This is a genomic window from Cellulophaga baltica (genome assembly GCF_018861125.1).
GTDB classification, from domain to species: domain Bacteria; phylum Bacteroidota; class Bacteroidia; order Flavobacteriales; family Flavobacteriaceae; genus Cellulophaga; species Cellulophaga baltica_A.
In genome coordinates, this window is sequence record NZ_JAHKQN010000007.1 from 1 (window position 1) to 17,151 (window position 17,151).

General features: G+C 31.0%; 19 protein-coding genes and 1 pseudogene. 7 read left to right on the forward strand and 13 right to left on the reverse strand.

Going from position 1 to position 17,151, the window contains the following annotated elements; all coding sequences use genetic code 11:
* Positions 1-300 precede the first annotated feature (300 nt).
* The 5 genes from KO500_RS02610 to KO500_RS02630 all read right to left on the reverse strand — a co-directional run bounded on the left by KO500_RS02610 (position 301) and on the right by KO500_RS02630 (position 5,626).
* Positions 301-1,446, reverse strand: coding sequence for an alpha/beta fold hydrolase (locus tag KO500_RS02610; RefSeq protein ID WP_215954946.1), 1,146 nt, complete (start codon positions 1,444-1,446; stop codon positions 301-303).
* A gap of 85 nt (positions 1,447-1,531) precedes the next feature.
* Positions 1,532-2,440, reverse strand: coding sequence for a GTP-binding protein (locus tag KO500_RS02615; protein WP_215954947.1), 909 nt, complete (start codon positions 2,438-2,440; stop codon positions 1,532-1,534).
* Between the two features lie 358 nt (positions 2,441-2,798).
* Positions 2,799-3,446, reverse strand: a complete 648-nt coding sequence (locus KO500_RS02620; protein ID WP_215954948.1) for a peroxiredoxin-like family protein — start codon at positions 3,444-3,446, stop codon at positions 2,799-2,801.
* 201 nt (positions 3,447-3,647) lie between these two features.
* The gene (locus tag KO500_RS02625) at positions 3,648-4,541 is read right to left on the reverse strand and encodes an NAD(P)/FAD-dependent oxidoreductase (RefSeq protein ID WP_215954949.1); all 894 of its coding nucleotides are present in this window, start codon (positions 4,539-4,541) and stop codon (positions 3,648-3,650) included.
* A gap of 218 nt (positions 4,542-4,759) precedes the next feature.
* Positions 4,760-5,626, reverse strand: a complete 867-nt coding sequence (locus KO500_RS02630) for a DUF5694 domain-containing protein (protein ID WP_252732411.1) — start codon at positions 5,624-5,626, stop codon at positions 4,760-4,762.
* A gap of 270 nt (positions 5,627-5,896) precedes the next feature.
* Here KO500_RS02630 and KO500_RS02635 point away from each other — a divergent pair, with 270 nt between their 5' ends.
* From KO500_RS02635 to KO500_RS02660, 6 genes are all read left to right on the forward strand, one after another.
* Positions 5,897-6,142 carry a hypothetical protein gene (locus tag KO500_RS02635; RefSeq protein WP_215954950.1) on the forward strand — a complete coding sequence of 82 codons (246 nt, stop codon included), beginning with the start codon at positions 5,897-5,899 and terminating at the stop codon, positions 6,140-6,142.
* Positions 6,143-6,291: 149 nt separating this feature from the next.
* Positions 6,292-7,491 carry a GTP-binding protein gene (locus KO500_RS02640; protein ID WP_215954951.1) on the forward strand — a complete coding sequence of 400 codons (1,200 nt, stop codon included), beginning with the start codon at positions 6,292-6,294 and terminating at the stop codon, positions 7,489-7,491.
* A 12-nt stretch (positions 7,492-7,503) separates the two neighbouring features.
* Positions 7,504-8,133 carry an ATP-binding cassette domain-containing protein gene (locus KO500_RS02645; RefSeq protein WP_215954952.1) on the forward strand — a complete coding sequence of 210 codons (630 nt, stop codon included), beginning with the start codon at positions 7,504-7,506 and terminating at the stop codon, positions 8,131-8,133.
* Entirely contained in the window at positions 8,130-9,371 is a 1,242-nt protein-coding gene (locus tag KO500_RS02650; protein WP_215954953.1) for an ABC transporter permease, read from the forward strand. The genes KO500_RS02645 and KO500_RS02650 overlap by 4 nt, the downstream gene beginning before the upstream one ends.
* Entirely contained in the window at positions 9,361-9,798 is a 438-nt protein-coding gene (locus KO500_RS02655) for a hypothetical protein (protein ID WP_215954954.1), read from the forward strand. Before KO500_RS02650 ends, KO500_RS02655 begins: the two co-directional genes overlap by 11 nt.
* Positions 9,799-9,815: 17 nt before the next feature.
* Positions 9,816-11,231, forward strand: a complete 1,416-nt coding sequence (locus KO500_RS02660; protein ID WP_215954955.1) for an alkaline phosphatase — start codon at positions 9,816-9,818, stop codon at positions 11,229-11,231.
* 77 nt (positions 11,232-11,308) lie between these two features.
* Here KO500_RS02660 and KO500_RS02665 read toward each other — a convergent pair whose 3' ends face one another.
* From KO500_RS02665 to KO500_RS02685, 5 genes are all read right to left on the reverse strand, one after another.
* On the reverse strand, positions 11,309-12,109 hold the full coding sequence (locus tag KO500_RS02665) for a hypothetical protein (protein ID WP_215954956.1): 801 nt from the start codon (positions 12,107-12,109) through the stop codon (positions 11,309-11,311).
* A gap of 150 nt (positions 12,110-12,259) precedes the next feature.
* Complete coding sequence (locus KO500_RS02670) at positions 12,260-12,784, reverse strand: hypothetical protein (protein ID WP_215954957.1); 525 nt, start codon at positions 12,782-12,784, stop codon at positions 12,260-12,262.
* 86 nt (positions 12,785-12,870) lie between these two features.
* Positions 12,871-13,662, reverse strand: coding sequence for an aspartate dehydrogenase domain-containing protein (locus tag KO500_RS02675; RefSeq protein ID WP_215954958.1), 792 nt, complete (start codon positions 13,660-13,662; stop codon positions 12,871-12,873).
* A gap of 138 nt (positions 13,663-13,800) precedes the next feature.
* Positions 13,801-14,223, reverse strand: coding sequence for an SRPBCC domain-containing protein (locus tag KO500_RS02680; protein WP_215954959.1), 423 nt, complete (start codon positions 14,221-14,223; stop codon positions 13,801-13,803).
* 58 nt (positions 14,224-14,281) lie between these two features.
* A complete protein-coding gene (locus KO500_RS02685; RefSeq protein ID WP_215954960.1) occupies positions 14,282-14,797 on the reverse strand; it encodes a Crp/Fnr family transcriptional regulator in 516 nt (171 codons plus the stop codon).
* 337 nt (positions 14,798-15,134) lie between these two features.
* Here KO500_RS02685 and KO500_RS17305 point away from each other — a divergent pair.
* Positions 15,135-15,239: pseudogene (locus KO500_RS17305) on the forward strand (IS110 family transposase); the annotation flags it as partial.
* 129 nt (positions 15,240-15,368) lie between these two features.
* Here the strand turns inward: KO500_RS17305 and KO500_RS02690 are convergent.
* The 3 genes from KO500_RS02690 to KO500_RS02700 all read right to left on the reverse strand — a co-directional run bounded on the left by KO500_RS02690 (position 15,369) and on the right by KO500_RS02700 (position 17,131).
* Positions 15,369-15,830, reverse strand: a complete 462-nt coding sequence (locus KO500_RS02690) for a hypothetical protein (protein WP_215954961.1) — start codon at positions 15,828-15,830, stop codon at positions 15,369-15,371.
* Between the two features lie 6 nt (positions 15,831-15,836).
* A complete protein-coding gene (locus tag KO500_RS02695) occupies positions 15,837-16,175 on the reverse strand; it encodes a DUF5713 family protein (protein WP_215954962.1) in 339 nt (112 codons plus the stop codon).
* 278 nt (positions 16,176-16,453) lie between these two features.
* On the reverse strand, positions 16,454-17,131 hold the full coding sequence (locus tag KO500_RS02700; RefSeq protein WP_215954963.1) for a hypothetical protein: 678 nt from the start codon (positions 17,129-17,131) through the stop codon (positions 16,454-16,456).
* Positions 17,132-17,151 lie beyond the last annotated feature (20 nt).

Sequence of the window (17,151 nt, forward strand, 5' to 3'; positions counted from 1 at the left end):
TTTTCAGCTTGTTGCCAACTTGTTTATATGCGGAACTTTCTTCCGGTTATAATGCCTTTTTGGTTGGCTATGCGGAACTTTTGTTCCGTTTTGCATTTTTTAGCCTCCGCAGTTTTAAGGTTGAAAATTCTTACTAATTGCAATATAAATATGTTTTGTAAATAAAACTATTTTTTAATTTACAGGTTGTCAAATATCAATAAGCTATTTTACAATAGTTTGCGGTTTTCCGCAATGACCCATCTTTTTTTTAAATTTTAATATTTTTTCTGGTTAAAAAAACTATACAAAACAGTCTTCTTACTTCTCTTTTTTAATTTTCTGCAAAGCAACTTTTGTATTTTCATTCTTGGGGTTTAATTCAAGTGCCTTTTCATACATTTCAATAGCCTCTTCATTCCTATTTGCTTTTACCAACGCTTCACCATAGCTATCATACACATTAGAACTACCCGGAAATAATAATGTGTTTGTTTTAAAAATGGCTAAAGCCTTGGCTATTTCTTCGTTTTGTAAAAAGGTGTAGCCTAATGTATTTAAATCATGCTCTGAACGGTTATTTATCTTCGTTTCAATGGTCATTTCAATGGCATTACTTAAAGCCTTTTTAAGCATAGTATTTTGTTGATTTGTAGGTAGTGTTTCACTATAAGCTTTGCTAATTATATGAACAATAAGTGCGGGGTTATCTTGAAAAATAGCATGAGTACTCCCTTTGGCTATACTATTTTCTACGTTTTTATTTTGCGCTCCAAAATCTTTATGAAGTTGCAACCAGCGTTTTGAAAGTACTGCTGGGAAACCGGGAAAAGAATTTTCAGGAAATACATTTATAATCGGTATTGTATTGGGGAAATTTACCTGCCTCCCATACCGCATTGTTCTATTGTAATTGTAGTTTAAATAATAGTCTCCTGTATTTTTTTCTATTTGGTTAATATCAACATTTGCATCTCGCATTGCTAATAATTCATCATTCCAGAAATTATTGAGTGTCACATCAATTAAAACAACCGATTTTACTTTTTCAGGATATTTATCTGCGTATAATAAGTTGTAAAGTCCACCATAAGAATGAGAAACTAGCAAAATATCATTATCATAACCCAATTTTAAAAGCCCAACTTCCAGCTCTTTTAAACCATTTAAAATCCCGTAATCTGTTGCATTTTTTAAATTCGGATTCAATTCACTTTGTCCAAAGCCAGATCTATCATAAGAGATTAATGTTGTACCTGTTACCTGATGTATTTGTTCTAAAATAGAGTTCCAGACTGTAGCATCATTACCTGCACCAGCTTCAAAAAGTATTGGTGTGCCCTCACCTTTTAATATATTGAAATGTATTTTATATCCTCCGACATCTACCAACGTGTCTTGTGCTTGTATGTTTACCGTAAATATTAAACATAAAATGATGATAAACTTAACGTAGTACATTTTCATTTGGTTGGTTTTAAACTGAGTGTATTCAAAATTGAATATACAATTTAACAATTTAAAACCGCATACATAATTAAAAATCAAAAAGTTATTTTTTGGTTACATTCAAACTTTGTTTAATTACTTTTTTTAATAAATCAATACTACTACCGGGCCCAATTGTTAAAAGTTTAGGTCCTGTTGTAGGTGTTCCGTTAAACGGCCGTACAAATACTTCGCCATCTGGTTTACGCTCAAAATAGGTGTATTTATCATCACCTTCAATTTGAGTGCACCCTTTTACTCTTAAAATAGTTTTGGGCAATCGTTTACAAATTTCATCTATTGAGGCTAGTTTTGGTACGCTAGGCAAATCTATAGAACAAGAAGACCAATGTGTTTTTAAATGTTCTATTTTTTTAATGGCTTTTTTTGATTGGGTGAGCTCTGGCAATAACTTTACATCAAGCTTATCTATTGTAATTATTTTAGCAAAAGAATTCATTTCTTTTAATGCTTTTACAACGGCTTCTTTTCTGCTTTCAGTAGCATTATCAATATGTGTTAATATAATTAATGATGATACGAGTATTTGGTTTGCTTCAAGTTCATTATGCTCACCTCTTTTTTGCCAATTATTTACATCTACTACGGATATTTGTATGGGTGGCAAAAACCGATCATTGAGCCCAACACCTAAAAATTCCATTAGTGAACAGGCATCAGATGTGCCGTTTGCTTCTATCAGCGTAATTCCGTTATCACGTTTTGGAATGCCATTTACATAATCTCTTAACTCATTTATGCCACTGCAACAAATACAACTACCGGTAAGTGCTTTTACCCATTTTGGAGCAACTTTATCGGTCAGTTGGTGCGCATCAATATACGCATTTTCATAATCGTTAAGTATCACATACGGGCTCCAACCAGCATTACTAAAACTGGTAATTAAATGTTTTAGCAAGGTTGTTTTTCCTGCTCCTAAAAAGCCAACAATAGTAATTATAGCTTCCATACAATTCTATAAAATTTTACGCTACTCTTCAGTCTATTTTAACGAAAATAATTTGTTATGCTAAGCTATGCACAAGCTCTAGTGATTGCAACTTATTAGTTAATTGATCTTATTTTTTATAATAAGTGTAACAATTCACACACTTTGGCGTCAAATAATTAAAATTTTAATACTTTTTAAATGCGTAGTTTATTAAAGACATTCAAACAAAAACTTATCCTGTTTTATAAATGTGAAGTAAAATCTTTTAATAAATTACTTGGTATTAAGTGATTATAGTTTCTTCTCTTAAATTTTAAAGAAAACAAAAAGCCAAATCATTAAAATTTGGCTTTCAATACTATAAATTACTTTATTATTAAAGCTTTTTTAAAGCTTCAACAATCTCGTCTGGTTCTGATCGTGTTCTATAATCTACATTCACGTAGTTCCATTTTACAATACCATCTGTACCTAAAATAAAAGTTCCTGGTATTGGTAATACATTTGCATTTCCATTATTCACCTTCTTTAAATCAAGACCGCGATCTACACGCATATGCTCCATTAAAAACTCTGGTACTTCCCAAGCTACACCGTATTGCGAAGCAACTTTAGCATCTTGATCAGAAAGCACAATAAAATCCATTTCACTAATTTCATTCTTTGATAATGAACCATCAGGCACTTCGGGGCTAATAGCTACTAATGTTGCACCTAATTCTTGAATTTCCCCTAATTTAGTCTGTAAAGCTCTAAGTTGTAAGTTGCAATACGGACACCAACTACCGCGGTAAAATGTGACAACTACGGGTCCTTTTTCTAATAACCCTGACAATGAAACTTGCGCACCCTCTGCATTAGGTAAATTAAAATCTGGAGCTTTATCATCTACTTTAAGTGCATCTTTACCTTCTTCAAATGCTTTTGCTTCTTTTATTACATCGTCAACGCCTTGCATAAATTCAGGTTTCGCTTTTCTGCCTGTCTCTATTTTAGCGTCGGTTTGTTCTCTTAATGTTCCCATTTTTCTTTTTTTATTGTAAAATCAACATTGTCTTCTTCTTCATTTTTGAAGCTCATAAAATTAGTGAAAACCTATTGAACAGTTAAATTATACAGATAGATAATTACTATAATGATATAAACGACTTGTATATTTTAAAAATTAAAATATACTGTTTGAAAAAAAAGAAAAATAGAGTCAATAGTATACATTAACGGCTAATTAAAACTCTTTTTCCGTCATTTGATTATTTAAAAATGCACCTGCCATATTCCCTGAAGCTACTGCAACAGATACAGATCTAAATAGACTAGCATTATCGCCGCAAGCAAGAATATTTTTTACAGTAGTTTTTTGGAACATATCTACTTTTAAAAGTCCGTGTTCGGTTAATTCACAACCAAGTTTTTCTGGAATATTTGTATGATGTTTAAATTCTGGTCGTGCATACAAAGCTTTAAGCTCAAAACTAGAATTATCAGTAAAAATAATCTCTTTAAGCTTTCCGTTTATATGTTCTAATGCTATAACTTCTTTTTCAATAATAGCAATATTATGTTGCTTTATTTTATCCGTTTGTTCTACTGTTAATGTAGATTTTCCATTGGTAAATACAGTAAGATCTTTGGTCCAGTTGCTAATAAGTTGCGCATAATGAAAAGCATTGTTTCCATTTGCTAAAATACCTGTTTTTATATTTTTTACTTCGTATCCGTGGCAATACGGGCAATGAATTACCGATATTCCCCAACACGAAGCAAAACCTTTTATATTAGGCATAATGTCTTTTATACCTGTCGCAAAAATAATTTTTTCTGTTAGAAATGTATCTTTCTTGTTGGTAGTAATTTCAAATCCGCCTGAAGTTTTTATAGTATTAACAACGAGTCCATCATAAAACTTAACCGTATCATATTTTTCAACTTGTTGTTTTGCAAGCTGTGAAATCTCTTTTGGTGTTTTACCATCTTGAGTTATAAAATTATGCGAATGTGGCGTTTGCTGATTACACGGTTGTCCGGCATCAATTATTAGAACATTTCTTAAGGCTCTCCCTAAAGCCATACCTGCTGAAAGTCCTGAATAACTTCCGCCAATTATAATTACTTCAAACATAATTTTAATGATTTATAGTTTTGAGTTTTAGTGTTAAAAGCAGAGAAAAGATTAAGACTAATAAATCAAACTTAGTTTAAAATACCTTTTACTTTTCCGTTTTCATAAAAGACAAATGTAAACCATTTTTTATTAATACAACTAAGTTGCATTAATAAAAGAGTCATAAAATTGAGGTAATTAAAATTATTGGTTTTCGTTAATTATAGCTAACCATTTTATTTTAAGTAATCTAAGGCATTTACCATTTCAAATTTCGGACTCCTTTTCATGAATTCCCGTAAAAAAGCGGTGTGAGCAACTCCCATAATAATAAAAACTCGATCCTCTTTTGTCATCGGAATTCTATTCAAATTTGAATATATTTTCATATTTCGTTCGTAAAATAATGCCGCTTGATTTGCTCCTTCAAAATTATTTTCTGTTCCCACATACAATAACTTATCTGCATTAGTATTTATTGAAAAGTCATGATAAGCAGGTTCATTCATTACTTTTAATTTTTCAACTAAAGAAAGGGAATCAAATGTTTCCATTCTTTTTTCTAATGTTGGGTAATCTTTAAAAGGTTCATTCGTAAGCTCTAAATATGTTTCTGAATCAATGGCATTAGTATATTCCGGACTGCGTTCAAAAAAATCCCCTACAGAATAGTTATATCCCATTTGATGATCTATGCCATATAATTTTTGAACATTGCTTAACCTTGCCACATCAAAAGCAACCATACTGCGCTCACCATAAATTGTATTTAATTTAGCTGGATTTTTTAAAAACTTTTGGTAAACGTTATTTATTTCATCATTGTATTCTGGCAAGTTTTCAATACATATAATTGTAGGTTTAAATGCTGCTAACATTTTTGAAAGTTCTCTAACCTCTTTATGAGCAGCTGCATCATTTTCATCAAATTCCGTTTTATGAGCATCAGGTGTGTTCCCAAAATGAAAGGTTGCAAAATTTAATACTTTAATTTTTGAACTTTCAACCTCAACAACTTCTTCTTTTAGTGGTTCTGATGGTTTATTTTCTTTATTACAGTTAAATAAAAATAATACACCTAAAAATAGTAATGCTTGTTTCATTGGTTGTTTTTTGAGTAACTAAAAATAATTGTTTGTAATCTTTACACAAAAGAGACACTCACAATTTTAAATTGTTACAGTACAGGTTTCAAAAAAATCTAAATTAATTTTTTTTATTTTCCGAAATCGTAGCAAAATAGAAATTCAAAAAATAGTTTATTGTATTTTCATTAACATATACACTAGGTATTTTTAGTAGTTTTGTAACACATGAAAAGCGGTCGGTTAAAAAATAGCATTACCTATCTGTTGCTTGTCATTTTCCTTTCGATGAAAATGGTAGGTCTTCATGAATTATTACATAATGACGACAAACACAAAACGGTACATTGCCTTGTTTGTGATCATTCAATTACACATAATTTAACTCCTGCAATTGCAACTAATCTAAATGATTATGCAATTGTGAACAGGGAAATTATTTTTCATAAAAAAAGCATTGAATCGTTCAGTGCTGTTCCGCAAAGTAACAATGTATCTGGTCAACTTTTCTCAAGGCCACCTCCTACACAATAGTCTATTACTTTTCCATTTTACGTAAAATAGAAGTCTAAATTCCGCATGTAAATATTCGGTTTTTGAACTTACTATTTCATTCTACGTAGTCCATTCAATTATCTAAAAAAACAGAAACAGCTTTGTTTCTAATTAATAGTACTATATACATGAAAAAACTTCCTGTAACCGTATTAAGTGGTTTTTTAGGCGCGGGTAAAACAACATTACTAAATCACATTTTACACAACAAACAAGGGCTAAAAGTGGCGGTAATTGTTAATGATATGAGCGAGGTAAATATTGACGCTCAATTTATAGCTAGTGAAAACACATTATCAAGAACCGAAGAAAAACTCGTAGAAATGTCTAACGGCTGTATTTGCTGTACCCTACGTGAAGATTTAATGATTGAGGTAGAAAAACTGGCTACACAAAACAAATTTGATTACCTATTAATTGAAAGTACTGGTATTAGCGAACCTATACCGGTTGCGCAAACTTTCACTTTTGAAAGTGAAGATGGCACCATAGATTTAAGCCGATTTAGTTATGTAGATACCATGGTGACTGTGGTAGATGCTTTTAACTTTTTAAAAGATTTTTCAAGTGCAGATTACCTTACCACTAGAGCGCTAACAACTATTGAAGGTGATGATAGAACTATTGTTAATCTATTAACCGATCAAATTGAATTTGCCAATGTTATCATTTTAAATAAAATGGATTTGGTATCTGAAACCGATTTAAAAGAGCTACATGCTATTATTAAAAAATTGAATCCTGAGGCTGTAATTATTAGCACTACAAATGCTGAAATTGAACCTGAAAATGTATTAAATACTGGGCTTTTTGATTATGAAAAGGCGGAAGCTTCCGCAGGTTGGATTAAAGAATTAGAAAACGAACATGTACCAGAAACTGAAGAATACGGTATTAGTTCTATTGTTTTTAGAAGTAAAAAACCATTTCATCCAGAGCGTTTTTTAAGCTATTTAAATACTGATTTTCCTAGAACAATTATACGTAGCAAAGGGTTGTTTTGGTTAGCATCACGACCAGAACAAGCGCTAATATGGAGCACTGCTGGCGGTTCTTCTAAAGCTGATAATGCTGGTGTTTGGTGGGCGTCAATGCCATATGGGGAACGAATTAATTATGCAGCTTATGCTGAAAACACAACTCAAATTGAAGCTGGTTGGGATCCTATATTTGGTGACCGAAAAACAGAACTAGTTTTTATTGGTCAATATTTAGATAAACAAAAAGTTTTAGGGCAGTTAAATGATTGTTTATTAAATGATCATGAAATTAGATTGTGGCAAGATGATTTATTCACCCAACAAGACCAATGGCCTATTGCTCGATAAAAGTAGATAAAAATGGTAAGAACAACAGACGTAACTTTTAGTTACCCCAAAAAAACAGCTGTTTTTAACTTTCCTGATATAGATCTTAATGAAGGTGAAAATCTGCTAATTTTAGGCAAATCAGGAATAGGAAAAACAACATTATTACACTTATTAGCAGGTTTATTACAACCTGCTAGTGGTGCTATTACTATTGATCACAACCGTTTAAATTCATTTTCTAGCAACAAATTAGACCGGTTTAGAGGTTTAAATATTGGACTTGTTTTTCAAAAAAACTACGCAATACAATCTTTATCTGTTATTGATAATTTACAAGCTAGGCTACTTTTTAGTAGAAAATCTATGAATAAAACATTCGTATTTGACCTACTAAAACAATTGGATTTATTGGCCTTAAAAAATAGCAAGCCTAATGAGCTTAGTGAAGGGCAATTGCAACGTTTAGGTATTGCAATGGCTGTAGTTCATTATCCGCAAGTTATATTAGCCGATGAGCCCACCTCTAGTTTAGACGATGAAAATTGCAAACTAGTTATTGAATTGCTTTTACAACAAGCAAAGCGTACCAATGCTAACCTAATTGTGATTACGCACGATCATAGAATTAAGTCATTATTTTCAAAATCTATCGTATTATGAATATATTGAAAATAAGCATGCTGAACATGAAATCTAAAGCGTTATATACTTTTTTAAGTGTCGTTACTTTAGGTTTAAGTATTGCGTTGCTTTTAGGTATAAAAGCATTGACCACCTCTTTCGAATACCAAATAGAAAATAATTTGGCGGGTATTGATTTGGTTGTTGGTGCCAAAGGTAGTCCACTACAACTAGTATTAGCCTCGGTATTACATATGGATAATCCTACGGGGAATATCAACTATAACGAAGCAAAAAAAATTGCTAAGAACCCTTTGGTAAAAACTGCGGTGCCCATCTCATATGGTGACAATTACAAAGGCTACAAAATTGTAGGCACTACTGATGATTTTGCAAGCTTATACAATGCTAAATTGGCAACAGGAGCTACACCTAATAAATCAATGCAAGTAGTTCTCGGTCATACAGTAGCGGAACAATTACATTTAAAATTAGGAGATCATATTTTAAGTGCACATGATTTGGTAGAAAAATCTGAAGAGGTGCATGATGAAGAATTAGAAGTAGTAGGTATTTATGCACCTACACACACCGTTATTGACCGACTAATTACCACAAAACTTGAAAGTGTTTGGGATCTGCACCATCACGAAGAGGAAGAGCATCATGAAGAAGAACATGATGAGCATGAGGAAGCCCATCACGAAACCAAACATCAACATAATGAAAAAAAAGAAATTACTTCTTTATTGCTTTCATTTACTTCTCCAATAGGACTTTTAACCTTACCGAGACGCATAAACGAAAAAACAAATATGCAGGCTGCTTTGCCTAAATATGAGTTAGATAAGTTGTATCAATATACAGGTGTCGGACTTAAAACAGTATTATGGATTGCTTATTTAATTTTAGTAATTTCAAGTTTAACACTTTTTGTAAGCTTTTACAAAATGGTAAAAGAGCGAGCTTTTGACTTAGCTCTTTTGAGAACTTACGGTGCCAGTAACTTTCAATTGGTTAGAATGATTTTGTATGAAGGAATCATAATTGGAGTTTTAGCTTACCTCACAGGTTTTTTAATATCAAAAATTGGAGTGTCTGTTTTATTACAAAGCATACAAACAAATCAAATTCAAAACTTAGCGCAAGGCCTGCCGTTTATGGCATATTTGCAAATAGCAGGTTTGATTTTTACTGTTATTATTCTCTCCATTTTACTTGCTATTTATCCAATAATTAAAATGAATATATCAACAATTCTAAGTCATGAAAAATAACCTTTTATTTACCTTTCTATTTCTAACTTGCATCTCTTGTTTCAGTCAAAAAAACATCACATGGGATAACCTCGCTGATGTAGAATTTTCAGAGAAATTTTTCCCTACATATGGGGAATACTTTTTATACCCAGCATTTAGTGATACCATGCAATCATTAGAAGGAAAACAAGTGACAATTACTGGCTACTTTTTAAATATTGATCCTGATGGAAAATTATTTATTGTCTCTAAAGGGCCAATGGCTTCTTGTTTTTTCTGTGGTGTTGGTGGACCTGAAACGGCCGTAGAAGTTCAATTTAAAGAAAAACCCAATTTTCAAACCGATGAAATAGTAACCATTACAGGCACTTTAGAATTAAACGCCGATAATGTAGCACATTTTAATTACATCATAAACGAAGCAGAAGGACTATTAAAAAACTAATTAACAACACTATTAAAATGAACAGAAGAAAATTTTTCAGGAACGGATCGCTATTCACTTTAGGCACCACATTGTTAAACCCTATTAGTGGTAGCGCAAACACTTTTTCGCAAGCAATTGGAAACAAAAACAAAAAAGCGAAAAACATTATTATCGTTGTAAGTGATGGTATGAGTATTGGTACGCTAAACATGACCGATTTGTATTTATCGCGTAAAACAGGCAATGGCACCAATTGGTTGCAATTGTATAAAGATAACCGCGTAAAAAGAAGTTTGATGGATATGGCTTCCGCAAGTTCTATTGTAACCGATTCTGCAGCAGCAAGTTCTTCTTGGGGTGGTGGTGTTCGTATTAATAATGGTGCTTTAAATGTTAGTGAAAATGGTGAAGAACATTTACCTATTTGGCAAAAGTTTAAAGCTGTTGGTAAAAAAGCCGGGTGTGTTACTACCGTACCTATTACACATGCTACTCCTGCCGGTTTCTGCATCAATTCTAAATCAAGAAATGAACAAGAAACTATTGCCGAGAAATATTTAGATTTAAAGTTTGATGTGATGATGGGTGGCGGTAATAAGTATTTTTCTTCTGAAAGTAGAAAGGATAAAAAAGATATGTACAAAGCCTTTACTGCTAATGGTTTTGAAGTTGTTCAATCAAAAAAAGAAATGTTTAATGCCACTACAGACAAACCTATTATAGGGGTTTTTGATGAAGAAGGGCTCCCCTATTCTATTGACCGTGAAAATGATAAAGAATTACATGAAAAAATTCCGACATTGGCTGAAATGACAAAAAAAGCTATTGATAGTATGAAAGACCATGCTGAAGGTTTTGTTTTACAGGTTGAAGCAGGAAAAGTTGATTGGGCAGCACATGGTAATGATATTTCAGGACTTATTTACGATCAAGTAGCACATGATGAAGCGGTAAAAGTAGCCATGGATTTTGCTGAAAAAGATGAAGAGACTCTAGTAATTATTACTACAGATCATGGTAACGCAAACCCTGGTGTAATTTACGGTAAATATGCGAATAAAAATTTTGATACCATACAAAACTACAAACACACAAATGATTGGGTTTTGAATGGTGTTACAAAAACCACTTCTGCGGCGACATTAAAAGAACGTATAAATTATGCCAATAACATCAGCATTACCAACGAAGAGGCAAAACTACTTTTAAACTATTATACAGATTTAAGTAGCGAAGAAGGACTTTACAACCCAAAACACCTGCCTTTTAATGCATTAGCATCTATACAAAAACAATACAACTCTGTAGGTTGGATAAGTATGCAACACTCTGCAGACTATGTTGAATTGGCAATGTACGGCCCTGGTAGTAATTTATTACAGCCCTTTATTAAAAATACAGACTTGCATTATTTAATGTTGGAAGCTGCTGAAGTTGAAAATAAATTTTAAACCATAATTTTTATAAAGCTAAAAACCTTCTGAGCAGTCAGAAGGTTTTTTTTTACAAATAATCTCTTTCTTTTATTCTATTTCAGTTGAATGTGAATATGATCATCGTGTCTTACGGCGCTACAACCATGATACCTAATCTTATTATTATTTAATTGCATTCTGTTTTTTAAATGGGGTTCAATAAATAACTTCCCTAAATCACTACTTTTTAAAATATTCTCAATGAGCTCTTTAGTCCCGTTTTCTGAAAAAACTAACTCTTTATTTATTTCGCCTAATGTTAGATACTTTGAAAAATCATATTGAATAAAGCCATTGCCTATACACTTATCTATTTGATTATACTCTCCTTGTTTTGGGTTTTCAAAAAGTCCATAACCACTGTTTGATTTTTGTTTATTTGAAACATCTCCATTTTTGGTCTCGTAGATTAAACTTAGGTCTATTTTCTTTCCGTCATTATGACTTAAATGTGGTAACAAAGGAAATTTGTTTATAAAAGGAAAACTTGCATCTAAATAATGAATTTCAATAGCTGTGCCATTTAGCTCCTTTATTGTTGCTCTTAATAAATCATTAAGTTCAGGAGTTACATAATTTCTGTTCAATAAAACAGTCATGTAATTTGCAGGGTTTATTTTCTTAGAGTGCTTTACTTTTTCTCTTCCAAAAAGTGGAGCTACTAGCGGTACAAGTATAAGAGTTGAAAATAGGTAAAGGCTTATAAAAACAATTAGTGTTTTAAATCTCAATTTTTTATTCCATTGTTTAATAATAATTAAACTTGCTAAATACACTACCCCACCAATTTGGGTTAGTATGGTCAAAAGAATAAATAGAACTATTCTATATGCTATTTTTATTAGGTTTTTCAAGTATAAGTTTTATCTAACGAATGCATACAAACATTCTTTTAATTAAAAAAGTTACACATTATATACTACTCTCTAAGCTATTCAGTTTATATTAATCTTCTAACTAACATTTTGTTTTCAATAGTTATTGGTTGTAATCAGAAGTTATTCTTATCTAAAATTTGGACTATAAACCTCATGCTGTAATCCAAATTCTTTTTCTAAAAAGTTAATAGCTATTTTACAAATAGCTTCATTACTTAATGAAACTAACATTTCTTTTTGGGTATATTTTTTATTCAAAAGTGTAATATCAAAAGCATTAAAATCTGAAGCCAAATCTGGTTTTGCTACAGAAAACCATGCCATTTTCTGGCTTCTTTTAAACTTTAATATAGCTACATCAGTTTTATTATTTAAATCAATTTTCTTTTTCAATATAAGTTTATCACTAAAAAACAAACCTCTATATAATTCTGAATTTAGACTTAACAATCCTCGTTTTGTAAATGCTAAACAAACCAATAATACATACATTAAAATGAACACTAGTAAAATAAAATTACCAATAGCATTTAAACCCATAGTTATTAGTGAAAATATTATGAAGATAAAAGGAGCCCCAATGGTAAGTATTAGGTGTATTTTTTGATGGGTTTTAAACCTACTTTCTAATACTAACTTTTTGGCATTCATTTAATTTAGCGGGTTAAGGGGTTCAAGGTATTAATTAATACGGTATTAAATTTGACATATTTTAAAACCGTAAACGAAACTCACGTTTAATTAATTTTAATACTTGCATTCATATTTCTCAGTATGCTAACCACACTTTTAACCGCTAAGAAACTTGTTTTTGGGTTACTAGGGCTTGGTTGGTTTTCAGTTCGAGTATAAATTTTACCAAAATCACCTTCGCATGTAATCTCATGCATATTGCTAGTCGTGTAAGGATCAGCAACTATTTGAATAGTTAAATCTTCACATTTTGATGCAAAATAGATACTTGCTCCTACATTTATATTTTTAGGAAATAAACTTACAGCCTCACTAACTTTACCTTCCCAGATAGTTTGAACGGTTTTTATTGATGATAAATCAATGTTTGAAGTCTCAAAAAATGGAGCACCCTCTAAACTTTTAGGATGTTTTGTTGTTTTTAAATTAATTGAAGAAATCTCATCATTCACTGCTTTTATAGCATCAAGCCCTGCAATTGCCCCTACTGGTAAAATTACCTCGCAATTTTTTAAGTTGTTTAAAACTGCTTTATTTTGATACAAACCACCTGTACTAATGGCTATAAATTTTAAACCCTCACGATCAAGTTCTTCATATTTTAATAACTGTGACACTACATCTTTAGTGGCACATTCAATAATAATATCAACATCGTTAATTAGGTCTGCAGTAATTTCTTTTCTAATGCTTACTGGTTGATTTTTAAAGTCAAAACTATCTTTATCAATTTCTCTTCTAGCTACAACATAACTTAATTCAAAACTAGGTTCGTTAACCACCCAATTTGCAAGATATTTACCAATATTACCGAAACCTATTATCGCTACTTTCACAAAATTATTTTTACTATTCAATTAAAATATTTGAATAAAATTACAACAAAAATTTCAATCGAAAATGTAACTAATTAAAGGTTTGAAAATGAGATATTAGCAGTAGAACTAGTTTTTCACCTCAGTTATTTGTTGTGCTTAATATTTTTCCGCACGTAACTTCAATTCCCGATTCATTTGTTCAAAACCATTCTTGGTTTCCTTGTCTAAATTCTTGGTAACTAATTTGACTAATATTCCGCTAAAAGTTTCGCTCTGCTCAAAATTGGTCGTTCCGTTTCCGTTGTCAGTCAGTTTGAATTTATGTTCTCCGTCAAAAAGTCCTTTGAACCAAAGATGACCAAGCCATTTTAATTCTGTATTTTCTTTAAAGGTCAATACGATTGGTTTAAAGATCATTCCTTGTAATTTTACCTGAATTTGGTTTCCAACTTTTACTTCTCCATTTACCGCCTTAATAAATGAATTCCATTCGGGATATTTTTCAAATTCGGTAAGTGTTTTCCATATTTTCTCTTTACTTGCGTTTATCGTAATCGATGTGTTAATTTGCTTTGCCATAATTTTTAATTTATCTGACAAAGTTCGGTTCAAATCGAGTTCTTGCTCTTGACAAAAATCAAGAAATCTTTTTGTTTCTTATTCTACTGAAAGTTTCAGGCGACATTCCGAGCATTGAAGCTAGATATTGTAATGGAACTTGGTTAAAAAGCTCTTTATTGTTCTCAAAAAGTTTATCATAACGTTCTTCGGCACTAAGTGATAAATGGCTAAAAACTCTATCTTCTAATTGAATGAAACAACCTGCAATAAATTGTTTTTCCATTTCCGCCCAATTTGGAACTAAATTGTTCAAAAGTGCGTAATTTTCTTTATCGATTGTGTAAAGTTCACAGTCCGTTAATGCCTGAATATTCCATTTTGCTCTATGTTTGAATGTAAAACTGTACAAATCGGTTATGAAATAGCCTTTGGTAGAAATCCATTGCGTAATTTCTTTGTCATTAGCGTTTGCAAAAACTCGAATAAAACCACTTCGCACAAAACTCAGTTTTTCGCAATATTGACCAGATTTCGTGAAAAACGCTCCTTTTTTCAGTTCCGATTCCGTGAATAGGGATGTTATGTTGTCCATATTTTGGTTTGTGATTCCAAAGTAGGAAGTAATATATTGCTGTAATTCTGTCAATTTCCTGAATGTTTTTTTTACATTAAGTACAACGGCAGTTTGTCTAATAACTTACTGCTATTTTATATATTTCTACTAAAATACAGTTTTTTGAATTAGCTGTATACCAAGATTTTATTTTTTAAATTATCTAGGTATTCTACTTTAAAACTCATTAGAATAGCTTTTATAAGTCTAATACAAGTAATGTTAGTATAAAAAATAGACGTTCTTGTTTTTCTAATGATGATATAATTAAAACTCCGCTTGCGTTTTATTGTTCCGTACGAATATTCAACAATAACTTGCCTTAATAGCAGTAGCTAATAAGTTATTAAAACAGTGCTTTGCTATTGCAAAATCTAAAAGGCCGTTTGATGAAACTTACGTTTCTATATTGCCTAAATAAATAGAAAATTAATACAATAAAAAAGCTCAAAGAATCTGTTTTTGAATCTATGAGCCTAGAGTAATAGTATCTAAATTTAACGAAGATTTTGTTTGTTTTTTACCTCAGTTCTTTGTTGGTACCAGTATTTTATCCGTCAATCAGTATTTCAGTTGCTTTTAAATCAGACATTGTCATTGTAATTGTATGATTTAAATCGTGTTCCGTTTCAAATGCTATTTCCCAAGATTTAGGTTCATTTTTGCATCTTGGTAAAAACAGATAAACCGCTTTAAATTCTTTTCGGAAATCGGTTATCTTAAAATCTTCTTTCCAGTTTTGGAATTCGTTTTCAATTAATGGCCTTACTGAAGAGATTATTTTGTCATAATCAGATTCAATTTTGCGAAAGAAATCTTTCTGTAATTCTGTCGGTCCAGTTTTATTTCCCTCAATTCCAATTTCTATAATGTCATCAGTTGGTTTAAAGTGTCTTCTGCATTCAAAATAGTTTTTAAGCGGTTCCTTTTTGTCCTCAAGAAAAATCATTTTCCCAAAGAACTCATTATCTATTTTAATCGTCTTTCCAAAAATAAATTCAAATATTCCCATATCAGCCTACCAATCTCTAGCTGCAATTAAATCTTCAGTATCAGCTTCAAAACCATATGATTTAGAGATGAACTCAAAATCCATTGCGATACATTCTCGTGCAGCAGTTTCTATTTCACTATCATTTTCATAAAACTGTTCTTGTAAGTCGTTAAATTTATTCGTTGCGTTATGAGTCAAAGTGTATAATTCTTCAAGAGTTTTTGGCTTTTCATTTTCTATTTTACAGCATAAATCAATTAGAATGTTTTTTCCTTTGTCAACAAGATTATTTGGAAAATATTGGTCTTCATACATTTCTTTAAAAATTGAATACTCAATCATTTTTTCATTCGTTAATTCCATTTGTTTTATGTTTTTAGATTGACAAGAAATTAGAGTTAGAACTAAAATTATTTGATATTTCAATGTTTTATTCATATTGGTGCCAACGTCTCTGCTCGTATGGTTAATACGGGATTAAAAAGTGAATAATTTCCGATTAAGCACTTAACCAAAACTGTTTATTTTGATTTATTTTTTCCTATCCAGAGCAAAATCCAAAAGATTTTGCGGACTTCATAAAAATACACAAACCTTTCGGTTAAGCCCGAGGCCCGTATTGTTTATAGGTTTTGTTGGCATTAGTTTTTTAGATTAGTGCTTATTGTATCAATGTATTCTTTTCTTAAATCAGCTAAAAAAAACTTCATTATTTTGTCTAAGTCCTTTATCGAGAATTCTTCTTTTTTATTTAACATTTTGACAAACTTCTTTATTTCAGGGTTTTTTTTCCTTACTTGGGGATAAAGTTCATTAATTACTTTTTTATTTTTTAATAGTAATTTTTGACTTGAAGAGTAAAGTGGATAGAATTTTTTACCTGAAGCATAAATTCCTGATAAAATATCCAACTCATGTATAAACTCTGAATTAAGAGTTCTCTTATATATTTTATTTAAAGATTCCCTTAGAATAAAGAGGATTTCTTTGAATTGATTTAAAGTAGTTTCGTCTTTTTTAGTACCAATAAATACTTGGATAGGCTTTATGCTAGAATAAGAATCTAAATAATCAATAATCATTTTTTTTGTTTTATTATCTAATTCAGCTTGTTCAACTTTGGCTTTTGATAGTTTGAGATATCTCTCCATGTCACTTAAGTTGTCATGGATATAAACCAAATCCTTATTGTCTTCAATCGCCATTTTCAAGTATTGATATTCCATATTCAATTCGAGAAGAAGTGAAGATTCTTCAGTTTGAGCATTGATTTGAGTTGTGCTTAAACTGATTAATAGTAAAATTAAATATTTATTCATCTTTTTTTAATGTCTTGTCC

Bases quoted from the DNA above. Each gene is read 5' to 3' on its own strand.
- KO500_RS02695 (WP_215954962.1), bottom strand. From the start codon at position 16,175: ATGGAATTAACGAATGAAAAAATGATTGAGTATTCAATTTTTAAAGAA.
- KO500_RS02685 (WP_215954960.1), bottom strand. From the start codon at position 14,797: ATGGACAACATAACATCCCTATTCACGGAATCGGAACTGAAAAAAGGA.
- KO500_RS02655 (WP_215954954.1), top strand. From the start codon at position 9,361: ATGAAAAATAACCTTTTATTTACCTTTCTATTTCTAACTTGCATCTCT.
- KO500_RS02690 (WP_215954961.1), bottom strand. From the start codon at position 15,830: ATGGGAATATTTGAATTTATTTTTGGAAAGACGATTAAAATAGATAAT.
- KO500_RS02635 (WP_215954950.1), top strand. From the start codon at position 5,897: ATGAAAATGGTAGGTCTTCATGAATTATTACATAATGACGACAAACAC.
- KO500_RS02680 (WP_215954959.1), bottom strand. From the start codon at position 14,223: ATGGCAAAGCAAATTAACACATCGATTACGATAAACGCAAGTAAAGAG.
- KO500_RS02645 (WP_215954952.1), top strand. From the start codon at position 7,504: ATGGTAAGAACAACAGACGTAACTTTTAGTTACCCCAAAAAAACAGCT.
- KO500_RS02650 (WP_215954953.1), top strand. From the start codon at position 8,130: ATGAATATATTGAAAATAAGCATGCTGAACATGAAATCTAAAGCGTTA.
- KO500_RS02700 (WP_215954963.1), bottom strand. From the start codon at position 17,131: ATGAATAAATATTTAATTTTACTATTAATCAGTTTAAGCACAACTCAA.
- KO500_RS02630 (WP_252732411.1), bottom strand. From the start codon at position 5,626: ATGAAACAAGCATTACTATTTTTAGGTGTATTATTTTTATTTAACTGT.
- KO500_RS02660 (WP_215954955.1), top strand. From the start codon at position 9,816: ATGAACAGAAGAAAATTTTTCAGGAACGGATCGCTATTCACTTTAGGC.
- KO500_RS02625 (WP_215954949.1), bottom strand. From the start codon at position 4,541: ATGTTTGAAGTAATTATAATTGGCGGAAGTTATTCAGGACTTTCAGCA.
- KO500_RS02640 (WP_215954951.1), top strand. From the start codon at position 6,292: ATGAAAAAACTTCCTGTAACCGTATTAAGTGGTTTTTTAGGCGCGGGT.
- KO500_RS02615 (WP_215954947.1), bottom strand. From the start codon at position 2,440: ATGGAAGCTATAATTACTATTGTTGGCTTTTTAGGAGCAGGAAAAACA.
- KO500_RS02610 (WP_215954946.1), bottom strand. From the start codon at position 1,446: ATGAAAATGTACTACGTTAAGTTTATCATCATTTTATGTTTAATATTT.
- KO500_RS02670 (WP_215954957.1), bottom strand. From the start codon at position 12,784: ATGAATGCCAAAAAGTTAGTATTAGAAAGTAGGTTTAAAACCCATCAA.
- KO500_RS02620 (WP_215954948.1), bottom strand. From the start codon at position 3,446: ATGGGAACATTAAGAGAACAAACCGACGCTAAAATAGAGACAGGCAGA.